The following is an 18,523-nucleotide window of genomic DNA, read 5'->3' as shown; positions in this document are numbered from 1 at the left end:
AAACTAAAGGTTATCACGCTCAGTCGTTATATGTCGGCTGGTAATTATAAATTAAGGTATTACATGAAAAAATCCCTGAGGCGTTCTGTTTTTCTTCTGTCTGGTATATTGTTGCTCGCTGCCTGTATAACAAAAAAACGCCTATCCGTTAAAGCTTCTTACGCTCCGCTATCAGCACTGGAAACAGGGTTTGCAACGGCTCCTGATTCCATTCAAACCAGTATTTACTGGTACTGGATATCTGATAATATATCAAAAGAAGGCGTTATCCGCGATCTTGAATCTATGAAAAAGGTTGGGATCAACAGGGCGTTTATTGGAAATATCTGGCAGGACGATGTCCCCGCAGGAAAAGTAAAGATCTTTACTGACGAGTGGTGGGATATTATGCACGCCGCACTCAAAAAGGCAACCGAACTGAATATTGAGATTGGCATATTCAACAGCCCGGGCTGGAGCCAGTCCGGAGGCCCCTGGGTTAAGCCGGGCCAATCCATGAGATATCTGACATCGTCAAAGCTTACTGTAAAAGGCCCAATGAAGCTTAATAAAAAATTAAACAAACCAGAAAGCGAGTTTCAGGATGTAAAACTAATTGCTTACCCGGTTAATGACGATTTTACAAAGGATTTACGTGATTATAAACCTTTAATTAATGCCACACCGGCAATTAATGGAATCAGCAGGATCATTGATCATAATGATACCACAGGTGTGATTTTTGAATCCGGCAGATCTTACGCGATTGATTTTAGCGTTCAAAATTCATACACCGTCCGGAGTTTGCTGATCACCCCAAACCGGAATACGATGACCTTTTCGGGAGATTTACAGGTTAAAAGAAATGGCGTTTACGTTACGGTGAAACATTTTACCGTAGATCGCAGCAATAGCGAGTTAAATGTTGGTTTTAAACCATACGGGCCGGCGGCAATCAGTATTCCTGCGGTTTCCTCAAATAGCTTTAGGATCTTATTTACCAAATTCTCAAAAAATAGCGGCATTGCCGAAGTAAAGCTATCAGCGACGCCTATGGTTGAGAATTATATTGAAAAAACATTGGCTAAAATGTGGCAGACCCCATTTCCATATTGGGATGCTTATCAATGGCCGGCACAACCCATAGTTAATAACAGTGATTTAGTGATAGACCCTTCAAAGGTTGTGGATATATCCAGCTACATGAATGCTGATGGTGAATTAAACTGGGATGTCCCGGCGGGTAATTGGGTTATTGAACGCACCGGGATGTCTCCAACCAAAGTCCGCAACGCTCCCGCTTCAGCAGAAGGTACGGGTTTGGAGGCAGATAAAATGAGCAAAGAGCATATTAAGGCCCATTTTAATGCTTATTTGGGCGAGATACTGAGGCGGATACCTGCGGAAGACAGGAAAACCTGGAAAGTAACGGTAGAAGACAGTTATGAAACCGGCGGCCAAAACTGGACGGATGGTTTTGTGCAAAAGTTTGCGGCACATTATGGGTATGACCCTACACCCTTTATTCCTGTATTGCAGGGTAGCGTTGTAGGGAGTGCCGGGATGTCAGATCGTTTTTTATGGGATTTGCGCCGTTTTGTGGCAGATAACGTAGCCTATGAATATGTTGCCGGTTTAAGAGAGATCAGCCATCAGCATGGCTTGACCACCTGGCTGGAAAATTATGGGCACTGGGGCTTTCCGGGCGAATTTCTGCAATATGGGGGGCAGTCAGATGAGATTGGTGGTGAATTTTGGAGTGAGGGAAGCCTGGGTGATATAGAGAACAGGGCGGCATCGTCAGCCGCGCATATTTATGGTAAAAGTAAAGTCTCTGCCGAATCATTTACCTGTGCCGGTGGGCCTTTTTCCCGTTACCCTGCACTGATGAAACAACGCGCCGACCGCTTTTTTACCGAAGGTATAAACAACAGTTTGCTTCATGTATACATCAGCCAGCCTTATGAAGACAAAGCGCCGGGGGTGAGTGCTTTTTTTGGTAACGAATTTAACCGGTTAAATACCTGGTTCTATGATATGGATATATTTTTAAAATATATTAAAAGGTGTAATATGATATTGCAGCAGGGTAAATACGTAGCCGATGTTGCTTATTTTATAAGTGAAGATGCACCGAAAATGACAGGTGTGCAAGACCCTAAATTGCCTGCCGGGTATTCATTTGATTATATTAACGGTGAGGTGATTAAAACCAGGCTGACAGTAAAGGCTGGGAGATTGGTTTTGCCCGATGGAATGAACTACGGCATCCTGGTACTGCCGCAGTTAAAAACAATAAGGCCCGAACTGTTGCTAAAGATCAAAGAACTGGTTATGCAGGGCGCAGTAGTTTTAGGCCCAAAACCGGTAACCTCACCAAGTTTGCAAAACTATCCGGCGGCAGACAAACAGGTAGCCATGCTTGCTGATGAACTTTGGGGCAAAATTAATGGTAAGGATATTAAAACCAACACGGTTGGGAAAGGGATGGTTATGAGTGGCATGAATATGCAGGAGGCCCTGGATCTGATAAAAATTAAACCCGACCTTAAAGTCCGGCAGAGCGATTCCATATTATTCATCCACCGGGATTTAAATGAGGGCTCTGTTTATTTCATTTCTAACCAAAAAACTAAAACAGTAAAAATTGAACCGGAGTTTCGCATTACCGGTAAAGTTCCTGAATTGTGGGACCCGGTGAGCGGGAGCAGGCGAAGTCTGAATGCTTATTCACAAATTGATGGCAAAACAATTGTTCCGCTGGAACTTGCGCCAATGGAAAGCACATTTATTATTTTCAGAAAAAAAGCCGATCCGCAAACCAGGCCGGCCCGGTCAACAAATTTCCCTGCACCATCAAAGGTTTTAACGATCAGCACCCCATGGTTGGTTCAGTTTGATAATAAATTACGCGGCCCGGTTAATCCTGTGGTATTTAAAACGCTAACGGATTGGTCTGTTAACCTCAATGACAGTATCCGTTTTTACTCGGGAGCAGCTTTGTATAATAATACCTTTCAGTGGGATAAAATAAACGGCGGTGAGCATGTCTTTTTGAATTTGGGAATGGTTAACGTAATAGCCAAGGTCAAAATTAACGGAGTGTCGTTGGGTGGAGTTTGGACGGCGCCATACAGGATTGACGTTACCGCGGCCCTTAAAAAGGGCAAAAACACGATAGAGATTAAGGTTGTAAACACATGGGTGAACCGGCTTATTGGTGACAGTGGGCTGCCGGTGGCCGAGCGTAAAACATGGGCAATTCGCAACCCTTACAACGCAAAAAGCAAACTGAAAGCATCCGGGTTGTTAGGTCCGGTAAGCCTGGAAGCTGTCAATCTTAATTAAAATAACATATGGTAAATATTCTCAATATCTGAAGTTATAATTTTAAAGGGGCCGGAAATATTTTTTGAGATCCTTCATAACCTACCGTGTGTACACAAGTTTGTCAGCATTGTTTGGCTTTGGCTAAAGCCACCTGTATTCTATATTTATCCGTCCCATAAATGGGGCGGCAATGAACCATTGAACCGGTATCTTTTAATACTAACCGACTAAAAAATGTGTACACACAGTAGCTTCATAACAGGCAAGATAAATTGAACTGTTTAATAACGTACACCACTTGTATCATAACCGTACAATGGAATAAGTGCGGCGTCTATATAAGTAGTTGATTTTTAATTTATTAAATAACAGGCATTACTGTTGAAACTTAATAAATCTGAAGTTGAAATTACCTTGATCTAATCAGTAGGGAGCCATGTGGAAAAACTACCTTAAAACATCCTATAGGACGCTGACCCGTAATAAAAACTATACATTATTAAATATTTCAGGTTTATCAATAGGCATTGCCGTTTTCCTTGTCATATTTATGATCATCAGGTTTGAAACCGGTTATGATCAGTTCCATAAAAACAAAGATCGAATTTACCGGGTACTGACGGTTTATAAAAACAATAAGTATGGTGTTAATATCACATCAGGAGTGCCGGCACCTTTACCTGCGGCGTTACAAAATGATTTTCCTGATGTTAAAGTAACCGACATCAGTGCCTACCCATCCTTTCCTGTATCAGTGTTGAAGGAAGACGGGCAGATTGCAAAGAGCCTGAAGACGGATCTTTTCTTTACTGAACCTTCTTTCTTCGATATTTTTGATTTTGGGTGGGCTGCAGGTAACGCAAAGGCTTCACTTAACGACCCTAACACAGCAGTACTTACAAAAAAAACGGCGACGCTGTTTTTTGGCGACTGGAATAAGGCAATAGGTAAGATCATTAGGGTTAATAATGATTTTACTTTAAAAGTGACAGGTGTGCTTAATGACGTACCGGAGCAAACAGATTTTCAGTTTAAGGTGATCCTGCCTATTAGTTTATTAAAACATGCAAAGTCTACGAATTGGACAACTATAACAGGTCAGCAACAATGCTACCTGCTGCTACCTCCGGGAATGAAGGTTTCCACATTTGATGAGCAGCTGAAAAGCTTCTCCCGAAAATATCGCGCGGCGGATGATAAAACAATCCAGGCACTGCAACCTTTAGCCAAGGTGCATTATGATGCCAAAAATGAATATGAAGGTGTTGGCAATTTTTCAGGAAAAATAATCAGCGGGCAAAAGGTGGGGTTGCTGTGGCTAATCGCCGCTTTTATCCTGATCATCGCCTGCGTAAATTTCATTAACCTGGCTACTGCCCAGGCAGTGAACAGGGCGAAAGAGATTGGCGTACGGAAAGTGATGGGCAGCAACAAAGCGCAATTAATAATCCAGTTTTTAACAGAAGTTTTTTTGCTTGTTTTAACAGCCGTGATAATGGCCATTGTATTAGTGCTGTTTTTAACAGAGGGTATTGGGCATATCATTAACATGCCAATAACATTGGCGGGTATTCCATTATCCACCTTATTATCATTCCTGGTGGTTTTAACAGTTACCGTCACTATACTGGCCGGTTTATATCCTGCTCTTGTTTTATCTGGGTTTAATCCCATTAAAGCTTTAAAAAACAAGGCGATGGCGGCCCGGTCCCAGGGGCTGCAACTGAGGCCGGTTTTGGTAGTCTTTCAATTCGTTATTGCACAGGTGCTAATCATTTCAACCATTATAATTATCAGGCAGATGAATTATTTTGAAAAAGGATCAATGGGTTTTGAAAAGGACGCGGTGATAAATATTGCTTTTAAGCCAGACAGTGTAAGGAACAGCCGGTTAAACTATTTGCAAAACAAGCTATTAACAGTAAAGGGTATTAAGCATGTTAGTTTTAATAATACTTCGCCTGCCGAAGAAGATAGCTGGTGGACTCCCATAGTATTTGATCATGCTATGAAACCCACAGAATTTCCGATTGTCTCCAAATATGCAGATGCCAATTATGTGAGTACTTACCATTTGCAGATCGTAGCCGGCCGTAACATCAATCCTGCGGCTGGCACAAAAGAGTTTTTAGTGAATGAAACATTGGTGAAAAAACTAGGGTTTAAACGGCCGTATGAGGTATTGAATAAAGAAATTAATATGTGGTCCGGATTTGCCAGGGGGCCGGTGGTAGGCGTGGTCAAAGATTTTCACACGGCTTCTTTTAAGGAAGGTATTGCGCCGGTATTCTTTGTTAATCAACGGTCAAATTATGCAAACGCTGGAATAGAGCTGGCCACCACGGATATGCCGGGCACCATTTTGGCTATTCAAAAAATATGGACTGAAGCTTACCCGGATGCTCCGTTTGATTACCAGTTCCTGAGTGATAAGATAGCCAATTTTTATAAACAGGAAAAACAACTTTCTGCCTTGTTCCAAATGTTTGCCGGAATAGCTATTTTCCTGGGGTGCCTGGGCTTATATGGGCTTGCGTCATTCATGGCTGCACAGCGTGTTAAAGAAATTGGCATACGAAAAGTATTAGGCGCTACTTCAGTGCACATTATATATTTGTTTTCGAGGGATTTTGTGCGGTTGGTTATAATTGCATTTTTGATTGCCAGCCCCATCGCCTGGTATTTTATGCAGCAATGGTTGCAACAATACACTTACCATATATCGGTCGGCAGTTGGATATTCCTGGCAGGTGGGTTGGGCTCAGTTATCATCGCATTAACAACAATTAGTTTCAAAGCTTTAAGTGCATCATTTGCTAATCCTGCAAAGAGTTTAAAAAGTGAATAAAGAGCGTTTAAGATATCTTTTTGCGCAATACATTAGCCATGAAATTGCGCGACCGGAGCTCATGGAACTGATGACTTATATTTCAGGACCCGCATCAAACAAGGAATTGGAGGAGCTGTTGTTAACAGAATGGAAAAGCCTGGATGGTGAAATTATTTTTAACACGCTACAAAGCAAAAAAATATTACACAAAATTATGTCCGATCCAAAGTTTCGGCAGGGTGAGTAACCAGGAAGTTTCAATATGAGCATATAATTTGTATTTAACAGTACAGATTCTAACCGGCCCCGGTACGGCCTCCCGCCATTTTTTTCAGGTTTCAGGTAATGATTTTCCCCATTATTTATACCTTTATATTACGCTGGGCAGGCGAATATTGGCGCCCGGAATGAGGTGGTTAATGTTCATATTATCCATATGGCAATAATAAATATATGAAACTATTTCCCTTAAAAAACGTATGAGTAAAAACCAGAACTAACTTAAATGAAGTTCTGGATGATTTAGGATTTATGCTAAATATTAAAGATGGTTTGATCATATTATTGCTGACCTCTCACAGTAGAAATTGCTAGGTTAAATTCCTAAAACTAACCTATATTCCGTCCGCAAATCAAGAGGAATATCATCGCTATAATATTTGTTTTGACTTAAAATATCCAGTGGATTAACTATAAAACTATTAACACAATAAATGAGGCGAATATTTCTTTTTATTTCGTGTTTATACCTGCTTTACTCCGGTTTGTCTTATTCGCAAACACGCGACCTTAAATTTAAGCGACTGACTACAAATGAAGGTCTTTCTCAAAGCCATGTGAGTGCCATTATTAAAGACAGCCGTGGCTTTATGTGGTTTGGGACCGAAGATGGCCTGAACAAATATGATGGATATAAATTTACTCAGTATAAACACGACCAAAATAATAAAGCAAGCATTATTGATAATTATGTGCAGGCTATTATGGAAGATGGTTCTGGTAATTTGTGGATTGGAACTGACAGTGGTTTGGACAGATTTGACCGGGCAACAAATACATTTATCCATTACCCCAATAACCATTTAACCTACGCCGTCAGATCTGTTTTTATGGATAGTAAAAACCGCATCTGGCTGGGCACCAGTAAGGGCTTGTATTTATTTAATGCAGCAAATGGTTCATATAAGAAATTTACCCACGCAGATAAAAACACAAACAGTTTAGTTAACGATTTTATATACCAGGTTATTGAAGATAATAATGGCTGGCTATGGATAGGAACCGATGATGGCCTGTATCATTTTAATCCCCAAAATGGTAAGTTTATCCGTTATGCACATGATCCGGCAAACAATAGCAGTATTGGCGCAAGCTGGGTAAAGGCTGTATATAAAGATAGTAAAGGCAATATCTGGGCAGGTACGCATGGCGGCGGACTGGCGTTATACGACAGCAAAAAAAATTCATTCATAAATTTCAAAAACAACCCGAATAACAGTAACAGCATCGCACATAATGATATCCTTTCTATACTGGATAGCGGTGACGGGAAACTGTGGATAGGCACCGAAAATGGTGGAATAAGTGTACTCGACTATCCGGCCAACAAGTTTGTTAGTTACAAATTTGATGCAAATGACCCTTACAGCCTTGGCAGTAATTCTGTTTATTGCTTATATAAGGATAATACAGGCAATACCTGGATAGGTACATATTCGGGCGGCGTTAATTTTTTACCCCGGTTTGGTGATAAGTTTAGTTCCTATAGTCAAAACCCCAATAATCCCAATAGTTTAAGCAATAATAATGTCCTGGCCATCTCCGGCGACTACACAGACGAAAATATTTGGATTGGTACCGACGGGGGAGGCCTCAACTTATTTAACAGGAAGAAAAAAACCTTTGTTCATTACCTGCATGATAACAACAACAGCAATACCATAAGTAATAATTATGTAATGGCTGTAGTGCCAATAAATAAGAACCTTATTGGGATTGGCTATCATAACGGTGGGTTTGATCTGTTTGATAAAGAAAAAGGTGTTTTTAAGCATCACATGCCCCAGCCAAATAATCCACGCAGCCTTTCCCTTTCGGATATTAACAATATGTATAAAGACCATGACGGTAATATATGGTTAGGGACCTGGAAAGGCGGCCTTAATTTTTATAATGTAAAAACCGGTCTTTTTACACGATACAGGAACAACCCTCTGGACAATAACAGCATAAGCAGTGATATTGTTACTACCGTATTTCAGGATAAACAAAGCAATATGTGGATAGGTACTGATAATGGCCTTGATGTGTTAAACGTTAAAAGTGGCCGTTTCACGCATTACCGGCATGATGAAAAGAACAAACACAGCCTGTCAAACAACACGATAGAATCAGTTACCCAAACAGAAAATGGCGATATATGGATAGGTACAAATGGGGGAGGATTAAACTATTTTAACAAACGCAGCCAAACATTCACCATATACACCGAAAAGGAAGGTTTACCCAATAATGTGATCCTCACGATTTTGAAAGATCGTAAAGGTAATTTCTGGTTGAGCACCAACAAAGGAATTTCAAGGTTTAACCCGCAAACTAAAATCGTTAGGAACTATAGCATTTCTGATGGGTTGCAGGGCGATGAATTTAAAGGCCACTCGCGTTTTCAAACTGCTGATGGGCAAATGTTTTTTGGCGGCGTAAACGGGTTCAGTACTTTTTATCCGGATAGTTTAAAAGACAATGATTTTATTCCTCCTGTTTACATAACAGGGTTTCAGGTTTTTAACAAACCGGTTACCACCGGCGGGAAAAATGCCCTGCTTCAAAAAGATATCAGCGAAACGAGCGCTATAAACCTTTCCTACAAACACTCCGTATTTACGTTTGAATTTGCAGCCCTGAATTATACCATTCCCGAAAAAAACCAATATGCCTATAAGCTGGAAGGTTTTGATGAAGACTGGAGTTATGTTGGCAATAAACGAACAGCCACCTATACCAATCTCGACCCGGGTGAATATACATTCAGGGTTAAGGCATCTAATAACGATGACCAATGGAACAGCAAAGGTACATCTGTCACCATTTACATTAAACCTCCTTTTTGGCTTACCTGGTGGTTTAAATTGATTGTGATTTTAGTTTTCATTTTTAGCGGCCCTACATTTTACCTCATCCGTACCCGCTCAATATTGAAACAGAAAGCCGAGCTTGAGCGCCAGGTTAAAGAACGCACGGAGCAACTTGCACGGGCTATAGAGGTTGAAAAAAAGTCGGCCCTTGAAGCTGAAGAGGCCAACCGGGCTAAAAGTATATTCCTGGCTACCATGAGCCATGAAATTCGAACGCCCATGAATGGAGTGATCGGGATGGCCTCCCTGCTTGCCGAAACTTCGTTAGACGAAGAACAGCGGAACTTTGCCGAATCTATACAAACCTGCGGGGAAGATTTGCTAACGGTAATCAATGATATTTTAGATTTCTCTAAAATAGAATCGGGTAATATGGAGCTGGAGGAAAAGGATTTTAGCTTGCGTACCTGTATTGAAGAGGTGTTTGATGTGTTTGCCTTAAAGGCTGCCAACCTAAAACTCGATCTGGTTTACCAAATAGACTATGATGTTCCGGCACAAATTATTGGCGATAGTTTAAGGCTTCGCCAGGTTTTGATCAATTTAATAAGTAACGCCATCAAGTTTACCCAAAAAGGCGAGATCTATGTTGCGGTGCACCTGGCCAATGTTTTTGATGACAACGGTATTGAGTTAAGTTTTGAGATAAAAGATACAGGTATCGGCATTTCTGCCGATAAGCTGCACAGGTTGTTTAAAGCGTTTTCGCAGGTCGATTCATCAACAACCCGGCAATATGGCGGCACCGGCCTTGGCTTGGTTATAAGCGAACAACTGGTAAAATTAATGGGTGGCAAAATTAGTGTAGTAAGCGAAATGGGCAAGGGGAGCACATTCCATTTCTCCATCTTATCACAAAAAAGCCTGCAGCCAGACCAAACACATGTAAACCTAAACATGAATGGTTTCGAAAACAGTAAAATTTTGGTTGTTGATGATAATGATACCAATTGCAGGATCTTAAAAGGCCAGCTGGAACAATGGAAACTAAGCCCGGTGATAGTCAATTCTGGCAAGCAGGCACTTGAAATATTGGAGCAGGATACTGATTTTAAGCTGGTTATTACCGATATGCAAATGCCGTTTATGGATGGCGTGCAACTGGCAACATTAATACAAGCTAAATACCCCGACTTATCCATAATGCTTTTGAGCTCGATAAGTTATATTTTCCATAAAGATAATCCCGGCCTTTTTTGTTCTATATTAACCAAACCTGCCAGGCAACATAGCTTATATAAGAACATTATTAGAGAGCTTGGTAAGAACGTAAACTCAACCATTAATGAACAGGCCCAGGTTGATATTCCAAAACATAAACTGCCTGATAGTTTTTCTGAAAAGTACCCATTGAATATTTTGGTTGCTGAGGATAACCAAATGAACCAAAAAGTGATCATGAAGGTTTTGAGTAAATTAGGATACGAGGCGGATTTGGCAGCAGACGGACTGGAAGCCCTGGACTTAGTTAACAAAAAAACATTCGATATTATTTTAATGGATGTACAAATGCCCAAAATGGATGGCCTGGAAGCCACACAAATAATTAAAAAACGTTTCCCCACACGGCCTTTTATTATAGCCATGACAGCTAATGCCCTTCAAACCGACTTGCAAATTTGTATAGATGCAGGTATGGACGACTATATAAGCAAGCCGTTTAAATTGGATGACCTGGTGGCCAAGCTGGAAAAATGGGCAGTGCAGAGCTAATACAAGTTTGAGATAATGCATGATTGCTGCATTAGTGAACCAAATTGGCTTCATGGCTTTGCAGGGCTAAAAACCCCGGTAAATGATTGATGCCAGATCAATTTATCCAATATTTCTACAGAATAGAATACTAAATAGCATGAAACTCAAAGCTCATGCTAAGTCTTAAAAAAATTATTATCCCCCTTTTTATCGCGTTTGTATCGTTAAATGCATCTGCTCAAAGTAAAAGCGGTTTACGCATTTTAAAAAAACACGCTATTAAAAGCAGCGGCGGCTGGGATTATGTTACAGTTGATGCTGCCGAAAAGAAACTTTATGTATCTCATGGTACCCAGGTAAATATTCTAAGCACTGCCACCGGCGATTCTATCGGAGTTATTCCGAATACTAATGGTGTGCACGGCATAGCTTTGGTTAAGCCGCTTGGTAAAGGTTATACCAGCAATGGCCGGGATAATAGCTGCACTGTTTTCAACCTGAAAACAAATGCCGGGATTGGTAAAATAGCTGTTGGTACAAATCCTGATGCTATATTTTATGATGAGTTTTCTAAAAAGGTATATGTTTTTAACGGGCGGAGTAATGATGCAACAGTTATTGACCCTGCTACTGATAAAGTTGTTGCTACAATCCCGCTTGGTGGTAAACCCGAAACCGGTGTATCTGACGGCAAGGGGAAGATCTTTGTAAACTCTGAAACTACTAATGAAGTTGTTGTGATTGATGCCAACACATATAAGGTTATTAAACGTTATAAGATCAATGAAGGTGATGAACCATCCGGCCTGGCCATTGACAGGGTTACTAATCGTTTGTTTATTGGTTGCGGTGGCAATGCCACAATGGTTATAATGGATGCCGCTAATGGTAAAAACCTGGCGAAATTTAAAATTGGCGATTGCGATGGTGTAGCTTTTGACCCGGCCCTGAAAATGGCGTACAGCTCAAACGGAGATGGTAATATGTCGGTTATAAGAGAAGTGAATGCCAATAAATTTGAGTTTGTTGAAAATATCGTTACCGAAAAAAGCGCACGTACCATTGGTATTGATTTGAACACGCATCACCTGTTTTTACCTGCCGCGCAAATGGAGGCCACGGCACCAACAGCAGAAAATGCACATCCGCGGCCGCACATGATAGCGGGGACGTTTCATGTGATAGAAATAGGAAAATAACCTCTTAATAGCTGTATATTGAAAAAAGCCATTTATATTATACTTTGTCTCATTTGTTTTAAGGTGCAGGCACAGGTTTCAGACACAACCAAAAAGATAAATGTTGTTGATACGCTCAAAAAGGATCTTTTTACTGCCCCTGATACCGTTAAACATTTGCGCAGTAAAGCATGGTCATTAGTGCCCCCTTCGGCGCTGATTCTTTACGGGGCAAGCAATTTCTTTTTTCACCCGGTAAGAAGGCTTGATGTCAGTATTTATAATGATATTAATGAGGATGCTCCAAATTTTAGGCATCACCCCGAAAATTATTTTCAATACACACCGGTCGCCCTGGTTTATGGACTTAACCTGGTTGGCATTCATGGTAAAAACACCTTTATTGACCGCACTTTAATTTTTGCCATGGCCGAAGGGATGATGAGCTTAACTACGTTTGGATTAAAGAAAGCTACACACAGGTTGCGGCCGGATGGTTCCAATTACTATTCCTTCCCATCAGGCCATACCGCTAATGCTTTTCTCGGAGCGGAATTTATGGCGCAGGAATTAGGCGATAAATCCATTGGTTACAGCGCGGTTGGTTACGGGTTTGCTACTGCTACCGGCATTTTACGCATTTACAACCGCGATCACTGGTTTAGTGATGTAGTTGCCGGCGCCGGATTTGGTATTTTATCAACCAAGGCGGCATACCTGCTTTACCCATATATACGCAACAGACTCTTTAAAGCAGGCCGCGAAAAAGAGAATAACAAAGATGTTCCTGCTGAGTTAAAAAAGGAACAAAAAAGCAGTTCCATTCTATTACCTACTTATCAGGATGGGGTATTAGGCTTGCATTTTGCCATGCAATTTTAAAGCAGCCATATCTTTGGCAGAATTACTTTTTCGCAAAAACGTGGTTACGGTAAAGGATCCTCAGCATACTTGGCAAAACGATCAGTAATAAAGGCAGTGCCGCTAAAAAACCACCAATAACCGCAATGGCTAATGGCTGATGCAACTGCGCGCCCGCACCAATTCCTAAAGCTAAAGGCATCAGGGCAATAATAGCGCCCAGGGCTGTCATCAGTTTTGGACGGAGCCTTGTTGATATGGAATACACAATGGCATCATCTATAGTGCTTCCCCGTGCGTTTTCCCTAAACTGCCAGAATGTGAATATGGCATTCTCGCCAATAATACCTACTATCATGATAAGGCCTGTATAGCTACCCACATTAAGCGGCGTATTAGTCAGAAACAACGACAGCAGGCTGCCACCAATGCCTAAAACGGCTATGATCAATATCAGCAAGGCTATCCTGAATTGTTTAAACAGAAACAATATCACTCCAAAAACCAACAGACTTGCCGTTACCAATATCATTAAAAGTTCTTTAAATGATTGTTGCTGCTCGGCATAAGCGCCGCCATATTCTACATGATAGCCGGGAGGGAGGTTTAATTTTTCGGCAATGCCTTTTTGTATGGCGGGTATCACACTACCCAGGTCGCTGTTCTCTAAACGTGCACTAATAACGCCCATAGCCTGCAGGTTCTCGCGTTCCACCTCGGCATCGCCAGCGCGCAGGTTTACATTGGCCAGTTGGGTAATGGGTATCAGCCTGCCATCGGGTAAAAATAGGCTCAGGCGTTTTATACCGGCCACATCCTGCAAACGGTTGCCGGGATAAACCATACGGATAGGGGATTGCTGCTCCCGCTCAAATAAGTTGCCAATTACGTTGCCCTCCAAAGCCGACTGTACCTGTAACTGCAAAGCCGCGGGTGTAATGTTGTACTGGGCAAGCCTGGTATAATCGGGCACAATATCTACCGATGGGCCGGCAATAACAATACCGTCAAAAACATCGGCGGTGCCTTTTACATGGGTTACAATATCTGCCACCTGTTTGGATAGTTGCTGAAGTTTGGTCTGATCATCACCAAAAACTTTTATCTCAATAGGCTGGGTGGATGTCATCAGGTCGCCCAGCATATCGCCAATAACCTGTCCAAAATCTACCCTCAGGGCGGGTTGCGTTGCTTCTATATGCGTACGCAGGTCGCTTATAACTTCTTCTGATGTTTTGGTATGGCCTTTCTTTAATTGTATCAGGTAATCGCCCGTATTAGGTTCAGTTATAAAGAAACCCATTTGCGTACCTGTACGGCGCGAGTAAGCGGCTACGTCAGGTTCTTTGATGATAACTTTTTCTATCTCGCGCAGCATACGGTCGGTTTCTTCCAGAGAGGTCCCCGGAGGGGAAGTGTAATCCAATACAATACTGCCTTCGTCCATATCCGGCAGAAAACCTGTTTCTAACCGGGAAGGGATAATTACAATAACTGCCACAAGTGCCAATATTAAAATAATGCTCATAAAAGGCCGCAGGATAAAGAAAGACACCCAACGTTGTCTTTTAACGCTATGCGCTTCTTCCTTTGCTTTAAGGCTGTTTACCTGGGTGTTTTTGGTGAGTAACAGGTAAATAACCGGCAAGCCTATCCATGTTACAAAAAAAGAACACACCAGGGTAATGATCATGGTATTGGTCATTACTTTAAAGTAGGCGCCTGCAACCCCTGTCATCAACAAAAAAGGAATAAATATCACAATAGTACTGATGGATGAACCTACCATTGCCGGGAAAAGGTAATTAATGGCTTTTTGCAAAAGGGTTACGGTAGGCTCTTCCGGATGTTCCTCATGGGTGCGATGGATCTGCTCGACCACCACAATAGCATCATCAATTATTAACCCGATGGCTGCAGCTATGGCGCCCAGCGTCATGATGTTTAAGGTATAACCCACCGCATATAAAATGATGAGTGTAAGCCCCAGCGTAACCGGGATGGTTATCAAAATAGTGGCGCTTGCTTTTAAAGACCGAAGGAAGAAAATGGCCACAATAATAGCCAGTGCCAAACCAATCCATAAACTATCGCTTACGCTTTTTACAGATTCGTTTACAAAATCTGCCTGAACATAATAGGGCTTAATGCTTACGCCTTTGGGCAATACTTTTTGCAATTGGGCCACTTTAACGGTCATGGCGGCCGAAAGATCAACCAGGTTGGAGTTGGGCTGTTTAATAACCGCTATTAACACACCCTCGTGCCCGTTGGCGTTTATTTTGGTGTACTCAATACCCGGGTTTATCTGTATTTCGGCCACATCCTTTAGCTGTATTACCCTTTTGCGGTTATTGCTTACCACCAGGTTCTGCAATTGCTCGCTGGTATTCACACTGGCATCGGTCACGGTTAGGTACAGCATCTTAAAATCCGACAGGTAACCGTTCGATTTGATGAACGCTGTTTGAGCAAGCGTATTGGTTATCATATCGGGCGTTAAGCCCAGCGTGCTCATTTTTTGACGATTTAGCACCAACCAGTACTCTTTTGTTTTACCACCAATAACCCGGATCTCCGATACGCCATCAACCTGCGAAAGAAAAGGTTTTACGGTGTAGGTAGCCAGTTGCTTCAATTCAATAGGCGAGAGGTTATGGCTCTCCAGTGTGTAACCGCTTACCGGCAAAATAGAGGGGTTCATCTTCTCTACTGTAATATTAACCTCGGGTGGCAGTTGGTTTTTTATCTGCGCTATGCGCGATTCTATCCTTTGCTGACTTAAGTCAATATCTGCATCCCAGTTCATATAGGCAGATATCTCACAACTACCACGGCTGGTGGTACTGCGCACATAATGAAGGTAGGGCACTTGTTTAACCGCGTTCTCCAACGGCTTGGTAACCGTAACCATCATCTTATTTACCGGCTGAAGGCCGGCATCGGCAATGATCTTTATTTTGGGGAAAGTAATTTCGGGGAAAAGAGAAGTTTGCAACCTTGAATAAGCGAAACCACCACCCAACAGTATGATGAAAAGCACAAGGCTAATGGGCTTTTTATGGGTGATGAAAAAGTTATTCAGGCTGTTCATGGTTTTACAATTTTAACCTTCGCGGTATCTGCCAAACCATAGTTTCCGGTAACCGCCACACGATCAGCTGGGTTAAACCGGGGTGATAGTATCTCTATTTTACCGCCGGATTCTATCCCTTTTTTTATCGGTGTTTTTACAGCCGTGGTATCGTTTATTAATTTCATTACCCAAAACACATCCTGCGTTTCATTAGATAGTATTGCCGATCTTGGCAGCGATGGAGTGCTGTTTTTAGCCGTTTTAATAATAAGCGCTTTGGCTACTAAATTTTCAGGTATTGGATGTGTATTATTTACCTTAATAACAATGCCCTGTGTTTGCGATAAGGTATCAACCGATGGCATTAGCGATGCGATGTGCCCGTTCAGTTTTTCACCATCGGGTAGGGTGAGTGTCATGTTTTGGTTATTGGCAATTACGCTTCGCAGCTCATAGGGCAGTTGTAATACAAATGCAAAGCTTTCACGATCGCTGATGATAGCCAGTTGTTCGCTATCCTGCACATAATCGCCAACCTGGTGCAGCAGTTGGGTTACAAAGCCACTGCGGGATGCACGGATCTTGTTAATACCCGAGAACTTGAAAGTGGTATCCAGCACGTTTATGGTATTGCCAATACTTTGGGCCTCCTTGGTTTTGATGGTGAACATCAACTGGCCTTTTTCTACATAATGCCCGGGCTGCACATTAACTTTTTGTATGTAACCGATAGCATTAGCGCTCACATAATTCTTTTGAAGAAACGAGGATGTGGCGTTCAGTTCAATTGAATCTGCAAGGGCGCTGTTGCCAATAGTAGTAACCGTTACTGGTGTTTGCGATGCTGTGGTGGTTTCATCAGCAGCAGGCGCACCGCCATTGCAGGAGTAAAGTGTTGCTATGGCCAAACAGGCAAATAATATATTTAATGGTTTGTAATATCGTTTCATATTATCTGCTCCAGTAGTTAAGTTGATTGATGAGTTGTAACCTGCTAATAGTATTTTGGGTAAGCAGATTTTTTATAGTGAGGTAATTGTTAACGGCAAGTATCAGGTCGGCAATTTTAAGGTCGCCGGTTTGCAGCAGTTTGGTATCTACCTTTATCAGGCTTTCCGAATATTTGAACTGGTCATTTATCTCGGCTATCAATTTATCGTACTCACTTATTTGCTGGTTAAGCTGGTTTATCTGCTGGGTATATTGGTTGTTAAAAAAAGCTTTGTAATTACGCTGTGTTTCCTGTTCAAGCGAGAGCTTTTTGTATAGCAACTTACGCTGCCCGCCATCATACAAAGGCATGCTTACGGTAAAGCCCACACTTGTGCCAAAATTTCTATAGTACTGAGCTGTAAGATCGGAGTTGTAACCACCATCAGCAAAAACGCTAAGCTTTGGGCGATAGCTGTAATCTATCAATTTACGGCTGTTGGTTAGCCTTAAACTATCTAACTGATATTGTTTAAAAAAGATGCTGTTGCTGCGATCATGTGCAATGGGCCTTTGCAACCCGGGTTTTGTAATTTCAAAAACCGTGGTATCGGCTACGCCGGATAAATAATTAAGCGTAGCAAAATCTGTTTTATATTGCAAACGGGTTTGCGATAGTTGAAGTTGTGCCTGCTTAAGCGTAACTAAAAAGGTTAAGTAATCGCTTTGGCGGTAAACATTGCTCCGGGTAAGCCTCTTCAACAGATCTTCTTCTTTGCTGAGCAGGTCAACAATTTCCTGGTTAAACTTTTGCTGCTGCAGGCTGCCATAGGCGGTAATATACTGGCCTATGATGGTACGGTGCAAGTCCTGTTCTGATAGTTTAATGCTGTTCTGAAGCGAATCGCGCTGCAAACCCAGGCCTGCAAACTGCGTGTTCAGGTAATCTTTACCAATAAAGGCCTTGCTCACGGTTACCAGGCCATTTAACGATTGCCCGTTGGTAATAGCCGATGAATAACCGTATCCCCTTATAACCGGCGCATACAAACCCGCGCTGCTGGCAGTAACCTGTGGCTTAAAGCCCGCCTTTATTCGCACGCTATCTAACTGAGCTAATAATATCTGGTTGTTGAGATCTTTAAGCAGCGGACTATTTTTTACAGCCTGCTGCAGGTAATCATCCAGCGTTTTACTTTGACCCAGGCAGGTAGTTGTGAATAACAGAAGTAAAAGCAGATTGATATAATATTTCATCGGGGATGAGACTTAATCTATTAGTTGAGATTTTCTTTCTTGTAAATCTCTTATCTAATTCTGTAAACATTTTGGGGAATAAGAATATTACCACCCGACGAATGGCGGGGGAGTTGATAATTAGTCTTGGTCATAACTGCAAAACCATTAATGTTGCCATTAAAATAGCTCTTGTTTTGATGGATTTCACGCTTAGTAGTTGTACGCTGAAATATGCACCAAAACTGGGTTAGTTTTTGAAAAAAATTAGTGG

General features: G+C 41.8%; 9 protein-coding genes. 6 read left to right on the top strand and 3 right to left on the bottom strand.

Going from position 1 to position 18,523, the window contains the following annotated elements:
* The first annotated feature begins 63 nt into the window (after positions 1-63).
* The 6 genes from WC743_RS06735 to WC743_RS06710 all read left to right on the top strand — a co-directional run bounded on the left by WC743_RS06735 (position 64) and on the right by WC743_RS06710 (position 13,028).
* Complete coding sequence (locus tag WC743_RS06735) at positions 64-3,327, top strand: glycosyl hydrolase (protein WP_373011106.1); 3,264 nt, start codon at positions 64-66, stop codon at positions 3,325-3,327.
* Positions 3,328-3,745: 418 nt separating this feature from the next.
* Positions 3,746-6,157 (top strand): ABC transporter permease, encoded by a 2,412-nt coding sequence (locus WC743_RS06730; protein ID WP_373011105.1) that lies wholly within the window; start codon positions 3,746-3,748, stop codon positions 6,155-6,157.
* Entirely contained in the window at positions 6,150-6,386 is a 237-nt protein-coding gene (locus tag WC743_RS06725) for a hypothetical protein (protein ID WP_373011104.1), read from the top strand. Before WC743_RS06730 ends, WC743_RS06725 begins: the two co-directional genes overlap by 8 nt.
* Before the next feature lie 466 nt (positions 6,387-6,852).
* On the top strand, positions 6,853-10,986 hold the full coding sequence (locus WC743_RS06720; RefSeq protein WP_373011103.1) for a two-component regulator propeller domain-containing protein: 4,134 nt from the start codon (positions 6,853-6,855) through the stop codon (positions 10,984-10,986).
* 155 nt (positions 10,987-11,141) lie between these two features.
* Complete coding sequence (locus WC743_RS06715) at positions 11,142-12,167, top strand: hypothetical protein (RefSeq protein ID WP_373011102.1); 1,026 nt, start codon at positions 11,142-11,144, stop codon at positions 12,165-12,167.
* A gap of 18 nt (positions 12,168-12,185) precedes the next feature.
* Positions 12,186-13,028 carry a phosphatase PAP2 family protein gene (locus WC743_RS06710; protein ID WP_373011101.1) on the top strand — a complete coding sequence of 281 codons (843 nt, stop codon included), beginning with the start codon at positions 12,186-12,188 and terminating at the stop codon, positions 13,026-13,028.
* A gap of 22 nt (positions 13,029-13,050) precedes the next feature.
* Here WC743_RS06710 and WC743_RS06705 read toward each other — a convergent pair whose 3' ends face one another.
* The 3 genes from WC743_RS06705 to WC743_RS06695 are packed head-to-tail and all read right to left on the bottom strand — an operon-like array spanning position 13,051 to position 18,270.
* Positions 13,051-16,101 (bottom strand): efflux RND transporter permease subunit, encoded by a 3,051-nt coding sequence (locus tag WC743_RS06705; RefSeq protein WP_373011100.1) that lies wholly within the window; start codon positions 16,099-16,101, stop codon positions 13,051-13,053.
* Positions 16,098-17,033, bottom strand: a complete 936-nt coding sequence (locus tag WC743_RS06700; RefSeq protein WP_373011098.1) for an efflux RND transporter periplasmic adaptor subunit — start codon at positions 17,031-17,033, stop codon at positions 16,098-16,100. Before WC743_RS06700 ends, WC743_RS06705 begins: the two co-directional genes overlap by 4 nt.
* 1 nt (position 17,034) lies before the next feature.
* Positions 17,035-18,270: a TolC family protein gene (locus WC743_RS06695; protein ID WP_373011097.1), complete on the bottom strand. Its 1,236-nt coding sequence runs from the start codon at positions 18,268-18,270 to the stop codon at positions 17,035-17,037.
* Between the last annotated feature and the right edge of the window lie 253 nt (positions 18,271-18,523).

Source organism: Mucilaginibacter sp. (assembly GCF_041660805.1).
Lineage (GTDB): Bacteria > Bacteroidota > Bacteroidia > Sphingobacteriales > Sphingobacteriaceae > Mucilaginibacter.
Note: the sequence above shows the minus strand (reverse complement) of the source record. Positions and strands in the feature narration are given on the sequence as shown.